Source organism: Flavobacteriales bacterium, from assembly GCA_020435415.1.
Taxonomy (GTDB): domain Bacteria; phylum Bacteroidota; class Bacteroidia; order JACJYZ01; family JACJYZ01; genus JACJYZ01.
The window spans coordinates 1-14,400 of the sequence record JAGQZQ010000086.1 but is presented as its reverse complement, the minus strand read 5'-3'; the positions used below and the strand labels follow the sequence as shown (position 1 = coordinate 14,400).

The window sequence follows — 14,400 nt, the reverse complement described above, 5'->3', positions numbered from 1 at the left end:
AAGAACCGGGTGTCATCTGTTTGGATGCCTCTTTCATAGTGCCACACCATTTTATCAAAGACAGCCATTTCCGGTTGCAGTGTCACGATATCCGAAAACATAAAGTTCAGTGACCCCTGGCGCTTATAAGCATTCTTGTCCGTAATACGAAGTGTGGGGTGATAGTTCTTCAGGTTGCGAAGGCCGAACCGTTTAACTTCTTCATCTTCAGGTACAATTTGTTTCGATTTGCCCGTCTTTTTTGAGGCGGATTTCTTCTTGCCTGTACTCCGTCCGTTTTCATCCGCTTCGAATATGGCTACTTCGTCCTTGCCCTGATAAACCCAGTTGCGGGATTTTTCGTCGAAGTTATAGAGGTTGAAGCTGTTGGTGGTCTCATTGGATGCAAGCTGAATACGGATTTTGTTGTCAGGGTTGGGGTAAACTTCCTCCCCGTTATTTTGATAGGCCCTCAACTCGATCATACCTGCGGACTCAAGTTCATTTCGAACACCGGCACTGTCGTAATGCATTGGAACGCCCGCCAGGAAAATATCCATGGCGCCATTCAGTTCGCGGTACCTCACTTTGACTTTACCTTTCAGCGGTCGTCCGATATTATTCAGGAAAGCATGCGCTGGAATAATAATGCGTGTACCGGATGTATATTCCAGTGATGCGCCCTCTGAAGCCTCTACAATATATTCGGTAAAATCAACATCAATATTCTGATGTTTGAAAGGTGCTTTGAATTCTGCCCGGTCCTGTTCAACTTGTTCGATTACTGTTTCGTTTGCTTCCGGCTTATCACCAAGTATTAAAGATGTATGTTGTGGTGCAACTCCGTTATTGCTGACAGTTTCCTCTGTGAAAACGGCAAATATTGAAAAGCCTGCCAGTAACACAGCTGCCGCTCCGGTGATATACCACAAGCTTCGGCTCATTCCTCCACCCGATGCACCCGTGCCGGATACCTCACGACTCTTTTCATGCAGATCTACCCTGGATTTCAGTTGATCGAAATCCTTGAAACGCTGAATCTGGTCAGGCGTGGGAGTCTTCCTTCCAATATTTACGTTCCGGACGGTCATAACGTATATGCATTATTGTTGGAAATCAACCTGGCTAATTTCTTTAATACGCGGTGTACTTTCACCTTGGCATTGTTTTCACTGATAGCCATGATATTGCTGATTTCACGAAAAGATCTTTTCTCGAAAAACCGCATCTCAATCAGGCTAACCTCATCTTCTTTAAGTTCGGCGAGCACCTTGATCAGCTTGCCCATCTTCTCTTCACTATATTCTTCTCCGGCATCTTCAATCACCGACTGAATATCACCAATAGACTCAATGTTTACCGAACGGTTTACCTTGTTCCGTCGGAATTCCATATTCAGTTCGTTGGATGCGATCCGGAACAACCATGCAGAGAAAGGTGTTCCTTTGAAAGTATAATCTTTCAGGTTGATCATGGCCTTGAAAAAGACCTGAGATGTGATGTCCGCTGCTGCTTGCATTTCTTCTATCCGCTGGTACACAAAACGAAAAATACGTTCATAATACCTGTCATACAGCACCCTGAATTTGGCATTGTTCTCCTGAGCAGCTTTCACCTCTTCCCATTCGCGCTCAATCTCAACACGTTCCATATGGTATGGAGAGTGCTCAGGCATATCCGGTTTTTCAGGTTGCAACGACATAATGCAGAAAGATCAAAAGGTTACACTTTTGTTCATAAAAAAATGTAACCTTTTAAGTCCGTAAAAAAGAATACAGGGTTTGGTGGTACGGACCAACAACTAAAGTAGGTCATTTCATGGAAAATCGCAACGGATGCATCCAAATAACCCTTGTCCTGTTCGCAATTAACAGGGGTTATATATTTGATTGCCAGTTGGGTGCCTTATTGTTAAAATGTTTTTATGATCGGACTTCCTGTTAACGAATGCCGGATGTGCAGGGATTTCCTGGCCACTTCCCGGCATTTACAGGTATGCAATGTCATGTGTTGCATGTCGGTAAAGGGGTTGCTCCAATCGTTTCTGGTCAAGATAGTGTCCGATGATTCCCATCGTGCGACCTACCACAAAGAGTCCGTTCAATGCGCCCAGCTCAAGATAACGGTCTGCCTCTTGTTCCGTGAAGCAACCTGAATGATACAACAGGTCGGCAAAAGCAGCACCAATGGCACCGTCTACGTTAAGGATCAGCGTTCCTTTTTTCTTAGTGGTGCGGTTTTCCACTTCAAGTGCATATTCCAGTGTGGAGGTGGAAGGGAAGTGCCGGAACACAAAATCTTTCAGGATGCTGACGCGCTTATCCGGATTATCCACGGATTTCAGCCTGTGACCGATACCTGGTATGGGTTGGCCAGCATCTTTGTGTTGTTCGATCAGTTGTTCGGGTGTGGTATTTGTGCGCACGGCCCGGGAAAAGGTCAGGGCAGCATCATCAATAGCGCCTCCGAAACGTGGTCCGATGGTTAGCAAACCGGAGGCAAGAGATGATACCAGGTCTTTTCCGGCCCGGGCCGCGACAATGGCGTTATGCGCACCACTGACGGCCGGACCATGGTCGGCTACCAACACCAGGACCATTTCAATAAATTCCAGTGCATAAGCAGGCAGTTTCCTTTTGAACCATAAGGAAGAGATGACGCCTGCAGGTCCGTATCCTTCTTCGATCACCTGGCTTATCGGGATATTGTTATAGGTGAGTTCATCGCCCCGGTCATCGGAGATGGTGGAGATGATCGAAGGTTTGTTACGGATCATTTTACTTCGTAATGCCTCGTCAAAGTCTATGGGTACATGGGGCACCTTGGGTTCCACGATATTCCGGACCTGGCCCTTGCTCTTAAGTTTCATAAAGGTGGTTTCGATCGTTTGTCCCAGGTCGTCAAAACTTTCAGGGACAATGACGGGGCTTTCACGCAGTGCCTTGAGTTTGGCAGGAGTTGTCTCCAGTTCATTAAGCGCACTTGCTCCCGCGTGGCCAAACTGGGCCTCGCCCGGGAACAGGGCGGCACAATCGCCGGTGACCCACACCACCAAAGGTTTGGTGATCCTGCCATCACGGATGGCATCGATCATTTCATATTCATCCTGCCCGCCGGTCTCTCCAAGGTACACCAGCATGGCGATATCCGGATTGGCATTCATTCGGATCAGGTGTTAGCTACAATAGCCCAAAGACACTGGGGTGCTTCTAATCAGGGTGACGGAAGAATAAAAAGAGGACAGTACTCCGTTGACAAAAACGGTGCTGACAGATACGACAGAGGTTCTTTGAAAATACCGGTTGACAAGAAAAGAAAAAAGGCCAACGCGCAAGAGGTTTTTATTTGATTTTCTGCCACCGCGCAGCAAGCACATTTGCAGGTCGTACGTTTTTGTTTGTAAAAAAGATACAAACAAAAGCGGCACTGCCTTCGGCAAACCTGCAAAAGAGCTTGCTTTTCCTCCCCCAACTTTCGTGTTCATAACTTTCATTCGATTTATCTATGAAAATTGAAAACGAATAATTATTTTTGGACAAAATATGTCCAAATCATTTGAATCCAAACAAATGCTGTCCATCGGAGAACAAATAAGAAAGCTGAGAGAAGATCAGGGATTGCCTTTACGAAAAGTTGCGGCAGAACTGGACATTGACCAATCTATCCTAAGCAAAATAGAAAGGGGTGAACGGAAAGCTTCAAAGGAACAGATCATTCAGATTGCCAGAATTTTCAAGGTGGACGAGAAAGAGTTGCTCATTAATTATCTGAGCGACCGTGTGCTCTATGACCTAAAAGATGAAGATTTGGCAACAGACGCTTTAAAAGTAGCAGAAAAGAAAATTAAATACATGACCAAAAACCAAACGTGAACAAATGAATCTAATACAAGACCGATTGGATGTAAGAGTGAAAAAAAGAGCCAATGTGTTTAATTGGAGAGGACAGTTTACTCCTGAATTCATAGAATACCTTATTGACTCACTGACCACGACAGGTAATGAATACATTGCGGATCCTTTTTCCGGAAGTGGCACTGTACTTTTTGAAGCGGCCCAGAAGAATCATTCAGCTATTGGGTTGGAAATAAATCCGGCTGCCTATCTAATGTCCAAATTTTATACACTTTCAAGCATACCATTCGCTGAAAGAATAGAACTACTAAGAGATTTTGAGTTCATTTTAAAAGCCAACATTCAAGATTTAAATGGCGCTGCAGTTTACAATGGTAATAAAGACTATCGAATAGCATATAAGAATTTGATTCAATTTGGAAAGCAATTATCTGAAAACATCAATGAGACGCAGCACAAAATATTATTGCTCAATCTGCTGTTCATGTCTGAGAAAGACAAAAAGCTTTCTCTTAAAGAATCTGTTTTAAAGTCATTTAATCGTTTAGAATCAGCATTTGTTGGGCTGCCCCATTCAGAGGCAAATATTGACGCTCAGCTCCAAGATGCCAGAATGTTAGGGACATTGTGTAAAGAAAAAGTCGACCTGATAATAACAAGTCCTCCGTATATCAATGTCTTTAACTACCACCAAAATTATAGAGCTATTGTAGAAGCCTTCAATTACGACATTTTAAAGGTTGCTCATTCAGAATTTGGCTCAAACAGAAAGAATAGAAGCAATCGGCTTAGAACCGTTGTTCAATATTGCTTAGACATGGAGCAATCTCTTCTAAGCTTTTGGGAAGCCCTGAAATCGGGTGGCAAAATGGTTTTGGTAGTGGGTCGAGAATCAAATGTCAGGAAAACCCCATTTTACAATGGTAAAATAGTTTCGCAAATAATTGAGTACTCACAGGGATTCGGAGAGCTTCAAAACCTTGAGCGTTCATTCACAAATAAATTTGGCGCAGACATAAAAGAAGACATTTTGGTGGCTACAAAAACAAACACTTCAATACAAGGTAATAGCGCCAGAGAAATTGCAAAGGAGAGTTTGAAGAATGCCTTTGAACATGCTCCTAATGATGTAAAGTCAGATTTCCATGAAATATTCGAAACCATTGATACTGTGAAACCATCCCCAATATTTAACAAGAAACACATCTTTTCAAAACATGGCTAAAACACCGCATAAAGAAAAATTGCTGGCTGCAATCAATAACCCAAAAGCAAAAAATGATAAATCACTTTTGGAGGAGGCTTACAAGGCTTATGAACACTGGATTAATACAATTTCCTCTTTGACCTCCAAAGGAAATAAAAGGGTAATTGAAATGACCAGGCTTCTGAATGAATACAAAGATTACCTTGAAGTTGATCTGATTGCTGCCAAAGGAAGCCCTTTTTTGAAAAGACAAAAAGGACAGTTGAAACTTGATAACAGTGTTCTTGAAGAGTTCCTGATTCATTTGGTACATCCCGATATTTTAAACAACCTTCCCAAAGAAGGAATAGAAACCGGCCCCCAAACGGCCTTTATGTCTTTCTCGTTTCGTCCAACTGATATTGAGAACCTGAACGAAAAACCGGATATAGTTCTAAAACAGAAAGACCAAGACTTTACGATTGGAAAATCAATTCACTATCAGTTTTCACCGGACCTTAATTTTTCCGGTAAGAAAACAGCAAAGGGAAAATTGTTTCTTGCTGTTCTCGCTGCTGAGGTTAAGGTAAACTACGACAAAACCATGTTTCAGGAATGTTCCGGTACAGCGTCCAGATTGAAGCAAGGTTGTCCGCTGGCAAAATACTATGCATTAGTAGAATTCCTTGATATGCAACCAGAAGATGTTCGGTTAACGGACATTGATAACGTGTTTCTTCTTAGAAAAACCAAAAGGCTTCCTTATGAAAAGCGTAGTGTATTGGCAGAAGTTAAAGCACAACATAAGAACTTTCCCATTGCAGAAGATGTGATGCTGAAATTCGTAAAAGAAATGCAGGATTTTGTTAATGCTACATGGTATGACCCGGAAGAAGCACTAAACAGGGGGTCTTTTGCATAAATAGTAATGAACGAAAATTCGGATAACAATTTCTCTAATAATATGATCCATTTTAACGGAGCTAAATTTATGGGGCCGAGATAGAAAACAAAAAATTTAAACCATGAGACCATTGATTTTAGAATTTGCTGAAACTCCTGAATTAAAGAATCTTGATTATTCATTGATTGAATACTCTCGGGAGAAAAATTTATCTGTCATTAAAAACACTCAAATTCCCGCCATATCTTATGTAAATATGGAGACGGAAACCTTTACAAGAACTAGTGGTGAACCTGCTGATTCAGACAATGACTTGAGGTATAGATTAAGGCAACTTTTGGACACTTCTACCGATACTTTTACATCAACCGAACCCAGTGATAGCGATCAAGATCGTTCTGCACTGAGAATGTTAATGGATACTCAAACCATAACAGAATCTGTTGAGCCGACCGACACCGATAAATGATTTTAATAATCACACATAAAGAAGATTTTACAGCAGACTTCGTCATTGAGAAGCTGAACAATCGAGAACTCCCATATTACAGGCTAAATTGTGAGGAACTTAATGCTATTGACTATTCTTTCGGAACAGAAAGTGATTTTCAGTTTATAATTGACAATGCCGATAAAATCACCTCTGTCTGGTTCAGACGTACTAAATTACCTGATCTGAAAATTATTAATGAATCTGAAAAGCTTTATGTATTGGGTGAATATGATGCGTTATTACAAAATATTTATGCCGTATTGAAAGATAAAATTTGGTTGAGCTATCCAAGTAATGTTTATGAAGCGGAAAGCAAACTTTACCAGATTAAACTGGCAAAAGAAATAAACTTCCAAATTCCGGAAACGCTGGTAACCAATCGCCACGCTTATTTACGAGACTTTTACGATAAGCATAAAGGGAACATAATTGTTAAACCACTACATCATGGCAGAATAAGGTATGACCAAAAGATCAAAACAATTTTCACTAACAAACTCGAATCATCTTTGATTGACCAGATGGATGAATTTGATCTAACACCTTCCATTTACCAAGAATACATTGAAAAGGAATATGAAATAAGAGTTACCGTTGTCGGAGAAAAAGTATTTGCTGCAAAGGTAAATTCACAAGAAAGTGAAGAATCTAAAATTGATTGGAGAAAAAAGAAAGCTCCATTCACATGTTATGAGCTTCCGGCACAAATATCAGAGAAATGCCTTTCTCTGACCAAAAAGCTGAATTTGAAATTTGGCGCAATAGATTTGATTCGAAAACCAAATGGCGAGTACATTTTCTTAGAAATTAATCCCAATGGTCAATGGGTATGGCTTGAAACAGAAGCAGGTCTGAAAATCTCAGATGAAATCATTAATTCATTAGTACAACAAGATGTTTATTCAAAGGTACTTTAACCATATCGGACTTGTAAAAAATGAACCACAAGATGTAACGGTTAAGACTTTTACTCCAGCAGTAGACAAGGACACTGCTATCCTTTACCTTGACTATTTAAAGGAATTAGATCATAACCAGAGGGACAGGGGAACAACGATCGAGAACAAAAATTCTTTAATGATTGGACAAGCAAGTATTGTCACCTCAATTTTCGCACTATTCATCCCGTTATTAGTTGACAAATTCAACGAAATCAATATCTATCTCCTTGTCGGACTTTCAGTTATTTTCCTTGTAGTATTAGGGCATTATTTGCTTTCAATATTTCATGCAATACAGACGCTACTTATTGACAAATACCCGTATAAAACCAGAAGCGTAATTACAATAACGAAGGAAGATAGAGCCAATGATGAATTAAGTTTTTTAAATACGGAAATATCGGATTTAGTGACATCACTAGATCATAATAGAGAAATGAATGACCGCAAAGGAGGCAATTTGATCTTAGCTGCTCGCTGTTTTCAAATTGCCAATTTTGGTTTTGCCATTTTGACTCTTCTCATTATTATTTCAGCTTTTTTCATGCGACATGAAAAAGATCCCAATGAGATAAGAGTAACAAACTTTGATGATTTGAAATTCATAACGACAGATACAACCAAAACCAAAGTGACCAATATGCCTACTATGGATACATTGAATTTACAATTTGATAGTACCGGAAGTGCAAAGGTGTTTAAGGATAAGTAAAGTCATCCCATTTTGCACATTGCCATCCTCGTTCCTGCGGTGGCAAAGAGCAAAAGCCAACGCACAGCTGACTGCTAACAAGAAAATGAAGAAAGAAAATCAAATAAAAACCTCTCCCTCCCTCGACTTAAAAAAGGGGGAAATCTCTTTGAAGAAAGATTGGGAAAAGGGGGCTACAGTAGCTAACATTGTGTATAAGCAATAGCGGGTGAAGTGGTAAATTGGAGAGTAAAGCATCTAATAAAGTTTTGTGGTGGCGGACAGGTAAGTTCTTCGAAATCCGCTACTGCTCATACACTGGGCCGTTCTGTTGCAGTGTTACCCGGAAACCGGTCTCCTCCTAAGGCTATTCCTTCGCGAATGCCTGATGAGTGTCTCGAAATAACGTTGTACATCTCATTGGAGAGCCCGCCTGATTTGGAAACAAATCCTACGTGTCCGGGGCGATATAGCTTACAGTGAACGATATTGTCTATCGTTCCGGCACTGTTTCCCGTCTTGAAAGCTCCTGCGGCAACACCTCCTACGGTTGCGGGGCCCAGCAACCATTTGTTCTTTTCCTTTGCTTCCAGTGAAAGGTCCCGTGCCTGGCGTTCAGGCATACCCTCGGCAATCACCACCAGGGTTTGGATTGAAGGATGTTGCATAGCCGTTTTGGTGGTCTGCCAGGCCGATCTTTGCGAAGCAAAATTGATGAATACGTCGGCCTCCGGGTGATTCTGTACGGCTTCTCGTGTGGTGGTATATACCGGGATCAGGATCTCGCCATGACCGAACATGGCCGGATGAAATCCTTTGCCGGATGGATTCACAATAGCGGCAACGGATGGTTCGGTTCTTTGAACCACATAGTCATAATCCAACATCCGTTGAATGGCGCGCGCCTGGTTGTTGAAGACAATCGCTTTGGATTGTTTATCGAATAAAACGTATGAAGGTCTCATGGGTGATAGCAGGAGTTAACGTTCAGCATTTGTGATCAGGATGGAATGGCTTCGGTTTTATTTACGGACTCATTTTGGAGCTTTCCTATGGCGAGATTAACGATCTCCGTCATATGGGTCTCGGGGCCGTAAACGTCCACGGGTATGCCTAATTCGGCTTCCAGATCTTTCATCATATCCAGGCCTTTCCGGTAATTCGGGCCGCCCCGGCGAACAAATACATTGACATCGTGCTCCTTGAATTTTGGCTCATAGGTGCGGATGGCGCGGATGATTCCGCGGAAGGTAGCGGCCACATCGGTGAAGTTGGCAATACCCCCTCCGATCAGTAACACTTTTCCGCCGGCTTGTTTTTTACGGGTCATGATATCGAAAAGCGTGCAGGCGTAATGATAGGTGAGCTCCTCGTCAGGATCTCCGGAGTATTCACCATAATTGCCCAGTTCATGACCGAAGCCCTTGTTGTAGATAGTATCGGCGTATACTACAGAAGCACCACCACCGGCTATCAGCAACCAGATACGGCCTTCGGGTTTTAGTAAGGTGAATTTCAGGGATGCACCGGATTTTCGTCCAGTGCAGCAATCTTTTGTTCTTCTTCGCTGGGTTCGTGCCCGAAAGGTTCAGGGAATCCCACTTTCCCCCAATTCGTTTCCTGAAGAAAACGGGCAGCATCGTCCAGTTTAGCTGCCATGTCCAGTGGGATCACCCTGTCCTTTATGATGATCAATGGGTTGATCTCCAAATAGGCGAAGTGCCATTCTGCAAACATCTTATAGGTGGTATGAATGAACTTCGCCATAAATGAGCGATGCGCTTCGGGAATATGGGTCAGAAGTTTTTCGGTAATGATCTTTTCTGAAACGTCTTCTTTGATCATCATCTTGAGGGCTTTGTTATCCACATCACCTACCTGTATTCCGCCCTGGTGATGAAACATGATCTGATCACCCCATCGGGTGGTCTGGATACACAGGTAATATTCATCCTTCTGGTCATGTGGGATAAAAGGCTCAAGAACGAAATGTGTAAGCTTGCCACAGACATTGTCCAGGCAAAGACTCTTGTTCATGTACTTTTTGATCCAGGACAAGCCCTCTTCGTATGTGACATCCAGCGCAAGCAGGTTGTGAATGCCTCTGCGTTTTATCAGTTGGTCAGGCTTTACAGCAAGTTTGGTGTTACGCAGCCAGGGATGTTCTTCAGCCAGGGTGACCGGATCGGTAAGTGAATCGAGTCCGGCAATTCTTTCCATGGTAAGCAGGGAAGATGCATCATGTTCTTTGAAGTAACGATAAAGCAGGGATTTGGCGTCTTTCTCTCTGATCGGTTTTTGGGCCATGTGTCAATGATGTTGGTACGGTGCAAAGGTCCGCCCAATCCTCCGTCTGCCCAACCGATATTTTGAAATTGTTAATGGATCAGATTTAGACGGATCGGAGGAACTGTGTGATCAATGCTTTGGAAATTAGTACCTTGCGACGCAGGAGGTAAGTGATAAAATATGGAGTGTGATGGGTAAACCAGACAAGTTGCATGCTTTGATCAAGGCCATGACGCCTAGTGAAAAGAGGGCATTTAAAATCTATGCCGGTCGCCATGTGATCGGTAATCAGAACAATTATGTTCGTTTGTTTGATGCACTTGACAAACAGAAAAAGTATCACGAAGAGAATCTCATCAAATCATTGGGTGGCAAAAGCAAAGCCAAATATATTTCTGCAGATAAATACTACCTGTATGGCCTGGTACTTAACAGTCTCTCCGCTTTTCATGCCGAATCATCGGTAGGGCATCAACTTCATCACCAGATGCACACGGCGGAGATACTGTTCGAAAAAGGTTTGTATGGACAGGCTTCCAAAGTATTGGAGAAATGCAGGAAGATGGCCGAGTAGCATGATAAATATGAGATCCTGCTGGGTATCATACACTGGGAGCGGGAAATGGCATTCCGCCAGGCGCCTCCGGAAGGACTCGTGAAATTCCTGGATAGGTACTACGACGAGGTGAAACAGATCACAGATAAACTGATCAATCGCAACGCATACAATGCCCTGTCCGATAAAATATTTGCACTTCACAAGACCAAAGGTCAGGCGAGGAGTAGGGAGGAACTGGAGGCATATGATCGCTTGTATGATAAAGAATTGCTGGATGATGATGCCAGGGCATTGTCTTACGATGGCCGCCGGTTTATGTATGCCGCACGCATGTTTTATGCACATGCGGTGGATGATGTGAAGAAAAGCCATGATGCCAGAAGAAAACTGGTGAAGCACATCGAATCAAACGATGACCGGCTTCAGGCAAACCCGAAAATGTACATCTATGCTTTGAATAATCTACTCATCAGTAGTATTCAATTGCATAACGAACTGGAATTTCACGATACCCTTGCCAAGCTCGATGCGCTTCCTTCGAAACTACCCAATACATCGCTTACAAAGGATCTTCAGGCACGGGTGTTCGAGTCGAGATATATCCATGAAACGGATTTCCTGATCAAATTGGCAAGGTACGATGAGGGTGTGGTGTTGAATGAAAAAATAGAAACCCTGTGGGAAGAGATGGAGCCCAACCTCGACCGTGCCTTTGCAGTGACGCTTTGCAACAACATGATGTGCTTGTATTTTGGTGCGGGGCAATACAAGAAAGCCTTGCAATGGCTGAACCGGGTTTTGGACAGCAAAGATGAAGTGCGGGAAGATATCCTGTGCTACGCCCGCATCATCAATCTGATCCTGCATTATGAATTGGGCAATCAGTTGATTCTGCCTTATCTGTTGCGTTCCACTTATCGGTTCCTGTCCAAAAGAAATTCAACCCTGCGGTACGAGCAACTGGTTCTGGACACCATGAAAAAATTATTGCGTGTCAGGGAAAAGGAAGAGTTGCCCGACATATTCTCAGTGCTACGGGATAAACTCATTACCCTGGCAGATGATCCTTTCGAACGCATCATCACTGAAGATCTTAACCTGATTGCCTGGCTGGAAAGCAAGGTGAGCGGCAGGGGCTATGCGGAGATCGCTGCGGAGAAGCTGCCTCGCTAGATCAGGGCATAGCCGTTATAGTAGTGTTTATCTTTTCTTCGTAGTATCCGTTGCCGTCATAGTCAAAGTATCCGGCCATTCGCAGGTCCTCGATAAGCTCTTCCGGATCGCCTACCGCATCTACCGTGATCACATATTTGTTGTAGTCTCGTGATAGTGATTGCATGACACGGTTGGAAACGATGGCCATGCGACCGTCTTCCAGGACCATCATCATCATGCAGTTGAATTTCGGATCGTACATCTGCTCTTTGGCAAAACATCTGATTACGGATCTCCTTTCCGAAATCAGCACACTGGCATTCTGAATCTTCAGTTCTTCTCCGTCCCTGCTTTTGTAGGTTGCGTAAAACTTCCGCGGTGAGAACATCAGGATCTTGTCGCAATTGTATAACCCGAATCCATCCAGGGCGAAACTTCTGTTGACCTTTATTGTGGTCACATAGCGTTCCCCTTTTCTTTTTGCAGCCACCATCGCCGGATTTTCTCTGGTTCGTTCGCCTGCCTCCCAGGCATTTTTGTAGGCCCGGTAGATATCGCCACAAGTCATGTCTTTGAACTTGCCTTCCAGTGATGGGTAGAGTTTTATGTTGATGGTCTTGTCTTTGCTGAAATGGGCGCTCAGGTAATCAGTCGGGTTGCGTTCACTATAGGTCAGTGCGATGTTGTGCCAGTACCGGTAGATGTAATTACCTCCTTTGAACCGGTTACTCAGCAGCATCTCGAAAAAAGCCAGATCCTCATCCTGGTTCTGGATGGACCGTTCGTAGTGCCATACCAGGCCATCCAGTGGTTCCATCTCGGGTTGCTTTCTGGAAATGTCTGTGAAACGGAAATTGTACGACTGGATCTTTTCCACATCATCGGGGCGGAATAAATTCAACTTTGCTTTGTATCCCGGAAGATTCTCTACACCTATTTCCTGTGATGAATCAATCTCCAGGGCAAGTGTGTCCATTTGTGTTTCGTCACTGGAAGATGTTTGAAATTTACGGTTTGATGTTTCGGGTTCTGTCACCCGAGACCTGGTTTCAAGTACACTTACCTTGTCTTTGCCTATGTATTCCCAGTTACCGGAATCGTCGTTCATCTTGTAGAGATTATAAGAAGTAGATTCATCATCCGAAGTGAGTTCCACCTGGATCGGTTTGGCCGGGTTGGTGAAAAGTTCCTCGCCGTTTTTATTAAAAGCACGGATCTCCATCATTCCGGCAGATTCCAGAAGGTGTTGTCCGACGGAATCATATTTCATGGAGATACCACTCAGGCAAATGGAGGGGGCATCCTGAAATTCACGGTAACGAACGTAAGCTTCATTACGGAATATTTCACCCTGATTGTCCAGGAAAGCATGGGGCGGTATGAGGATGCGGCTTCCTCCCGGGTGTTCGATAACCCTGCCCGAATCCGCATTCACCTGATAGGTGGTGAACGGGATGTCGAGCGTGGCAAACGGGGGTTGATAAGTCGCATGTTGTCCGGGGTCTGCTAACTTCTCGATGACCACATCCGGCTGAGATGCATCCGTGGATTGTTGAATGGTTGAGTCCGTATTGGAAAACAAAAGCCATCCTGTTACCACAAGGGCCAGTCCTCCGATCGTTTTTAGTCCTACAGAGAAAAATTTACTCCCTGAAGGAAGCTGTCCGGCTTCCATGCGACTCACCACCTTCTCAAAATCCATCCCTTTTCGGATGGCATCCGGATCCGGCATCGTTCGTGCTTTTCTTATCTCTTTGTTCATGATTTCATCGCTTTATCGGTTCCGATCCTCTTTCTGATCTTTTGGAGAATGCGTTGCATTTTCATTTTGGCACCTGCCTCCGAGGTGTTCATGATGGCTGCGATTTCCCTGAAAGGTCTTTCTTCAAAAAACCGGAGTTCCATGTATGAGGTCTCTTCTTCATCCAGGGTCAGAATGGCTGCCTCCACCATTTCCATCCGGTCGTCGGACCAACCTGCTTCTTCGCAATAAGCTTTCAGGTGATGGTCTTCCAGGGTGATGATCCTTTTGGTCTTATGTGCCCGGTGGTTGTTATGTATGATATTCAATGCGATGCGGTATAGCCACGCGGAAAACGGTACGCCGCGGTCCTCATAGGTATCCAGTTTCGAGAGGGCCCTGAAGAATACTTCTGAGGTCAGTTCGCGGGCCACCTCCATGCCTTCTGTTCTTCTGAAGATGAACAGAAATATGGCTTCATAGTATTTTGTATAAAGGGGCTCGAAATTCCGGACATTGGCTTTGGCGGCTTCAATCATCGCCTTCTCATTCCGCAGCTGATCTGCGTTCTGATGAAATCTTCCGGTATAGGTCAGCTGTGCTTCCAT

The 14,400-nt window shown here is 43.7% G+C and carries 17 protein-coding genes; 8 read left to right on the top strand and 9 right to left on the bottom strand.

Annotation, left to right across the window (positions count from 1 at the left end):
* The 4 genes from KDD36_12200 to KDD36_12185 form a co-directional block, all read right to left on the bottom strand.
* On the bottom strand, positions 1-1,070 hold a 1,070-nt coding region (locus tag KDD36_12200), incomplete at its 3' end, for a hypothetical protein (protein MCB0397414.1).
* Positions 1,067-1,654: a sigma-70 family RNA polymerase sigma factor gene (locus tag KDD36_12195; GenBank protein ID MCB0397413.1), complete on the bottom strand. Its 588-nt coding sequence runs from the start codon at positions 1,652-1,654 to the stop codon at positions 1,067-1,069. The genes KDD36_12200 and KDD36_12195, both read right to left, overlap by 4 nt.
* A 312-nt stretch (positions 1,655-1,966) precedes the next feature.
* On the bottom strand, positions 1,967-3,142 hold the full coding sequence (locus KDD36_12190; GenBank protein MCB0397412.1) for a hypothetical protein: 1,176 nt from the start codon (positions 3,140-3,142) through the stop codon (positions 1,967-1,969).
* A gap of 12 nt (positions 3,143-3,154) precedes the next feature.
* A complete protein-coding gene (locus tag KDD36_12185) occupies positions 3,155-3,463 on the bottom strand; it encodes a hypothetical protein (GenBank protein MCB0397411.1) in 309 nt (102 codons plus the stop codon).
* An 85-nt stretch (positions 3,464-3,548) separates the two neighbouring features.
* On the opposite strand from KDD36_12185, the gene KDD36_12180 reads away from it, so the two are divergent.
* The 6 genes from KDD36_12180 to KDD36_12155 all read left to right on the top strand — a co-directional run bounded on the left by KDD36_12180 (position 3,549) and on the right by KDD36_12155 (position 8,069).
* Entirely contained in the window at positions 3,549-3,851 is a 303-nt protein-coding gene (locus tag KDD36_12180) for a helix-turn-helix transcriptional regulator (GenBank protein MCB0397410.1), read from the top strand.
* A 4-nt stretch (positions 3,852-3,855) separates the two neighbouring features.
* Positions 3,856-5,058 (top strand): hypothetical protein, encoded by a 1,203-nt coding sequence (locus tag KDD36_12175; GenBank protein ID MCB0397409.1) that lies wholly within the window; start codon positions 3,856-3,858, stop codon positions 5,056-5,058.
* Positions 5,051-5,941: a Bpu10I family restriction endonuclease gene (locus tag KDD36_12170; protein ID MCB0397408.1), complete on the top strand. Its 891-nt coding sequence runs from the start codon at positions 5,051-5,053 to the stop codon at positions 5,939-5,941. The genes KDD36_12175 and KDD36_12170 overlap by 8 nt, the downstream gene beginning before the upstream one ends.
* A gap of 103 nt (positions 5,942-6,044) precedes the next feature.
* Positions 6,045-6,392, top strand: a complete 348-nt coding sequence (locus KDD36_12165; protein ID MCB0397407.1) for a hypothetical protein — start codon at positions 6,045-6,047, stop codon at positions 6,390-6,392.
* Entirely contained in the window at positions 6,389-7,333 is a 945-nt protein-coding gene (locus KDD36_12160; protein ID MCB0397406.1) for a hypothetical protein, read from the top strand. Before KDD36_12165 ends, KDD36_12160 begins: the two co-directional genes overlap by 4 nt.
* Entirely contained in the window at positions 7,311-8,069 is a 759-nt protein-coding gene (locus tag KDD36_12155; protein ID MCB0397405.1) for a hypothetical protein, read from the top strand. Before KDD36_12160 ends, KDD36_12155 begins: the two co-directional genes overlap by 23 nt.
* A gap of 290 nt (positions 8,070-8,359) precedes the next feature.
* On the opposite strand, the gene KDD36_12150 is transcribed toward KDD36_12155, so the two are convergent.
* From KDD36_12150 to KDD36_12140, 3 genes are read right to left on the bottom strand one after another with little or no spacing between them, the layout of a single operon-like run.
* Positions 8,360-9,013, bottom strand: a complete 654-nt coding sequence (locus KDD36_12150) for a hypothetical protein (GenBank protein ID MCB0397404.1) — start codon at positions 9,011-9,013, stop codon at positions 8,360-8,362.
* A 35-nt stretch (positions 9,014-9,048) separates the two neighbouring features.
* Positions 9,049-9,567 carry a hypothetical protein gene (locus KDD36_12145; protein MCB0397403.1) on the bottom strand — a complete coding sequence of 173 codons (519 nt, stop codon included), beginning with the start codon at positions 9,565-9,567 and terminating at the stop codon, positions 9,049-9,051.
* Complete coding sequence (locus tag KDD36_12140) at positions 9,564-10,355, bottom strand: hypothetical protein (protein MCB0397402.1); 792 nt, start codon at positions 10,353-10,355, stop codon at positions 9,564-9,566. The genes KDD36_12145 and KDD36_12140 overlap by 4 nt, the downstream gene beginning before the upstream one ends.
* 169 nt (positions 10,356-10,524) lie before the next feature.
* On the opposite strand from KDD36_12140, the gene KDD36_12135 reads away from it, so the two are divergent.
* Both KDD36_12135 and KDD36_12130 read left to right on the top strand, forming a co-directional pair.
* Entirely contained in the window at positions 10,525-10,911 is a 387-nt protein-coding gene (locus KDD36_12135) for a hypothetical protein (protein ID MCB0397401.1), read from the top strand.
* A gap of 48 nt (positions 10,912-10,959) precedes the next feature.
* Positions 10,960-12,069, top strand: a complete 1,110-nt coding sequence (locus tag KDD36_12130; protein ID MCB0397400.1) for a hypothetical protein — start codon at positions 10,960-10,962, stop codon at positions 12,067-12,069.
* Between the two features lies 1 nt (position 12,070).
* On the opposite strand, the gene KDD36_12125 is transcribed toward KDD36_12130, so the two are convergent.
* Both KDD36_12125 and KDD36_12120 read right to left on the bottom strand, forming a co-directional pair.
* A complete protein-coding gene (locus KDD36_12125) occupies positions 12,071-13,813 on the bottom strand; it encodes a hypothetical protein (protein MCB0397399.1) in 1,743 nt (580 codons plus the stop codon).
* A partial coding sequence (locus KDD36_12120; protein ID MCB0397398.1) for a sigma-70 family RNA polymerase sigma factor occupies positions 13,810-14,400 on the bottom strand: 591 nt, incomplete at its 5' end. The genes KDD36_12120 and KDD36_12125, both read right to left, overlap by 4 nt.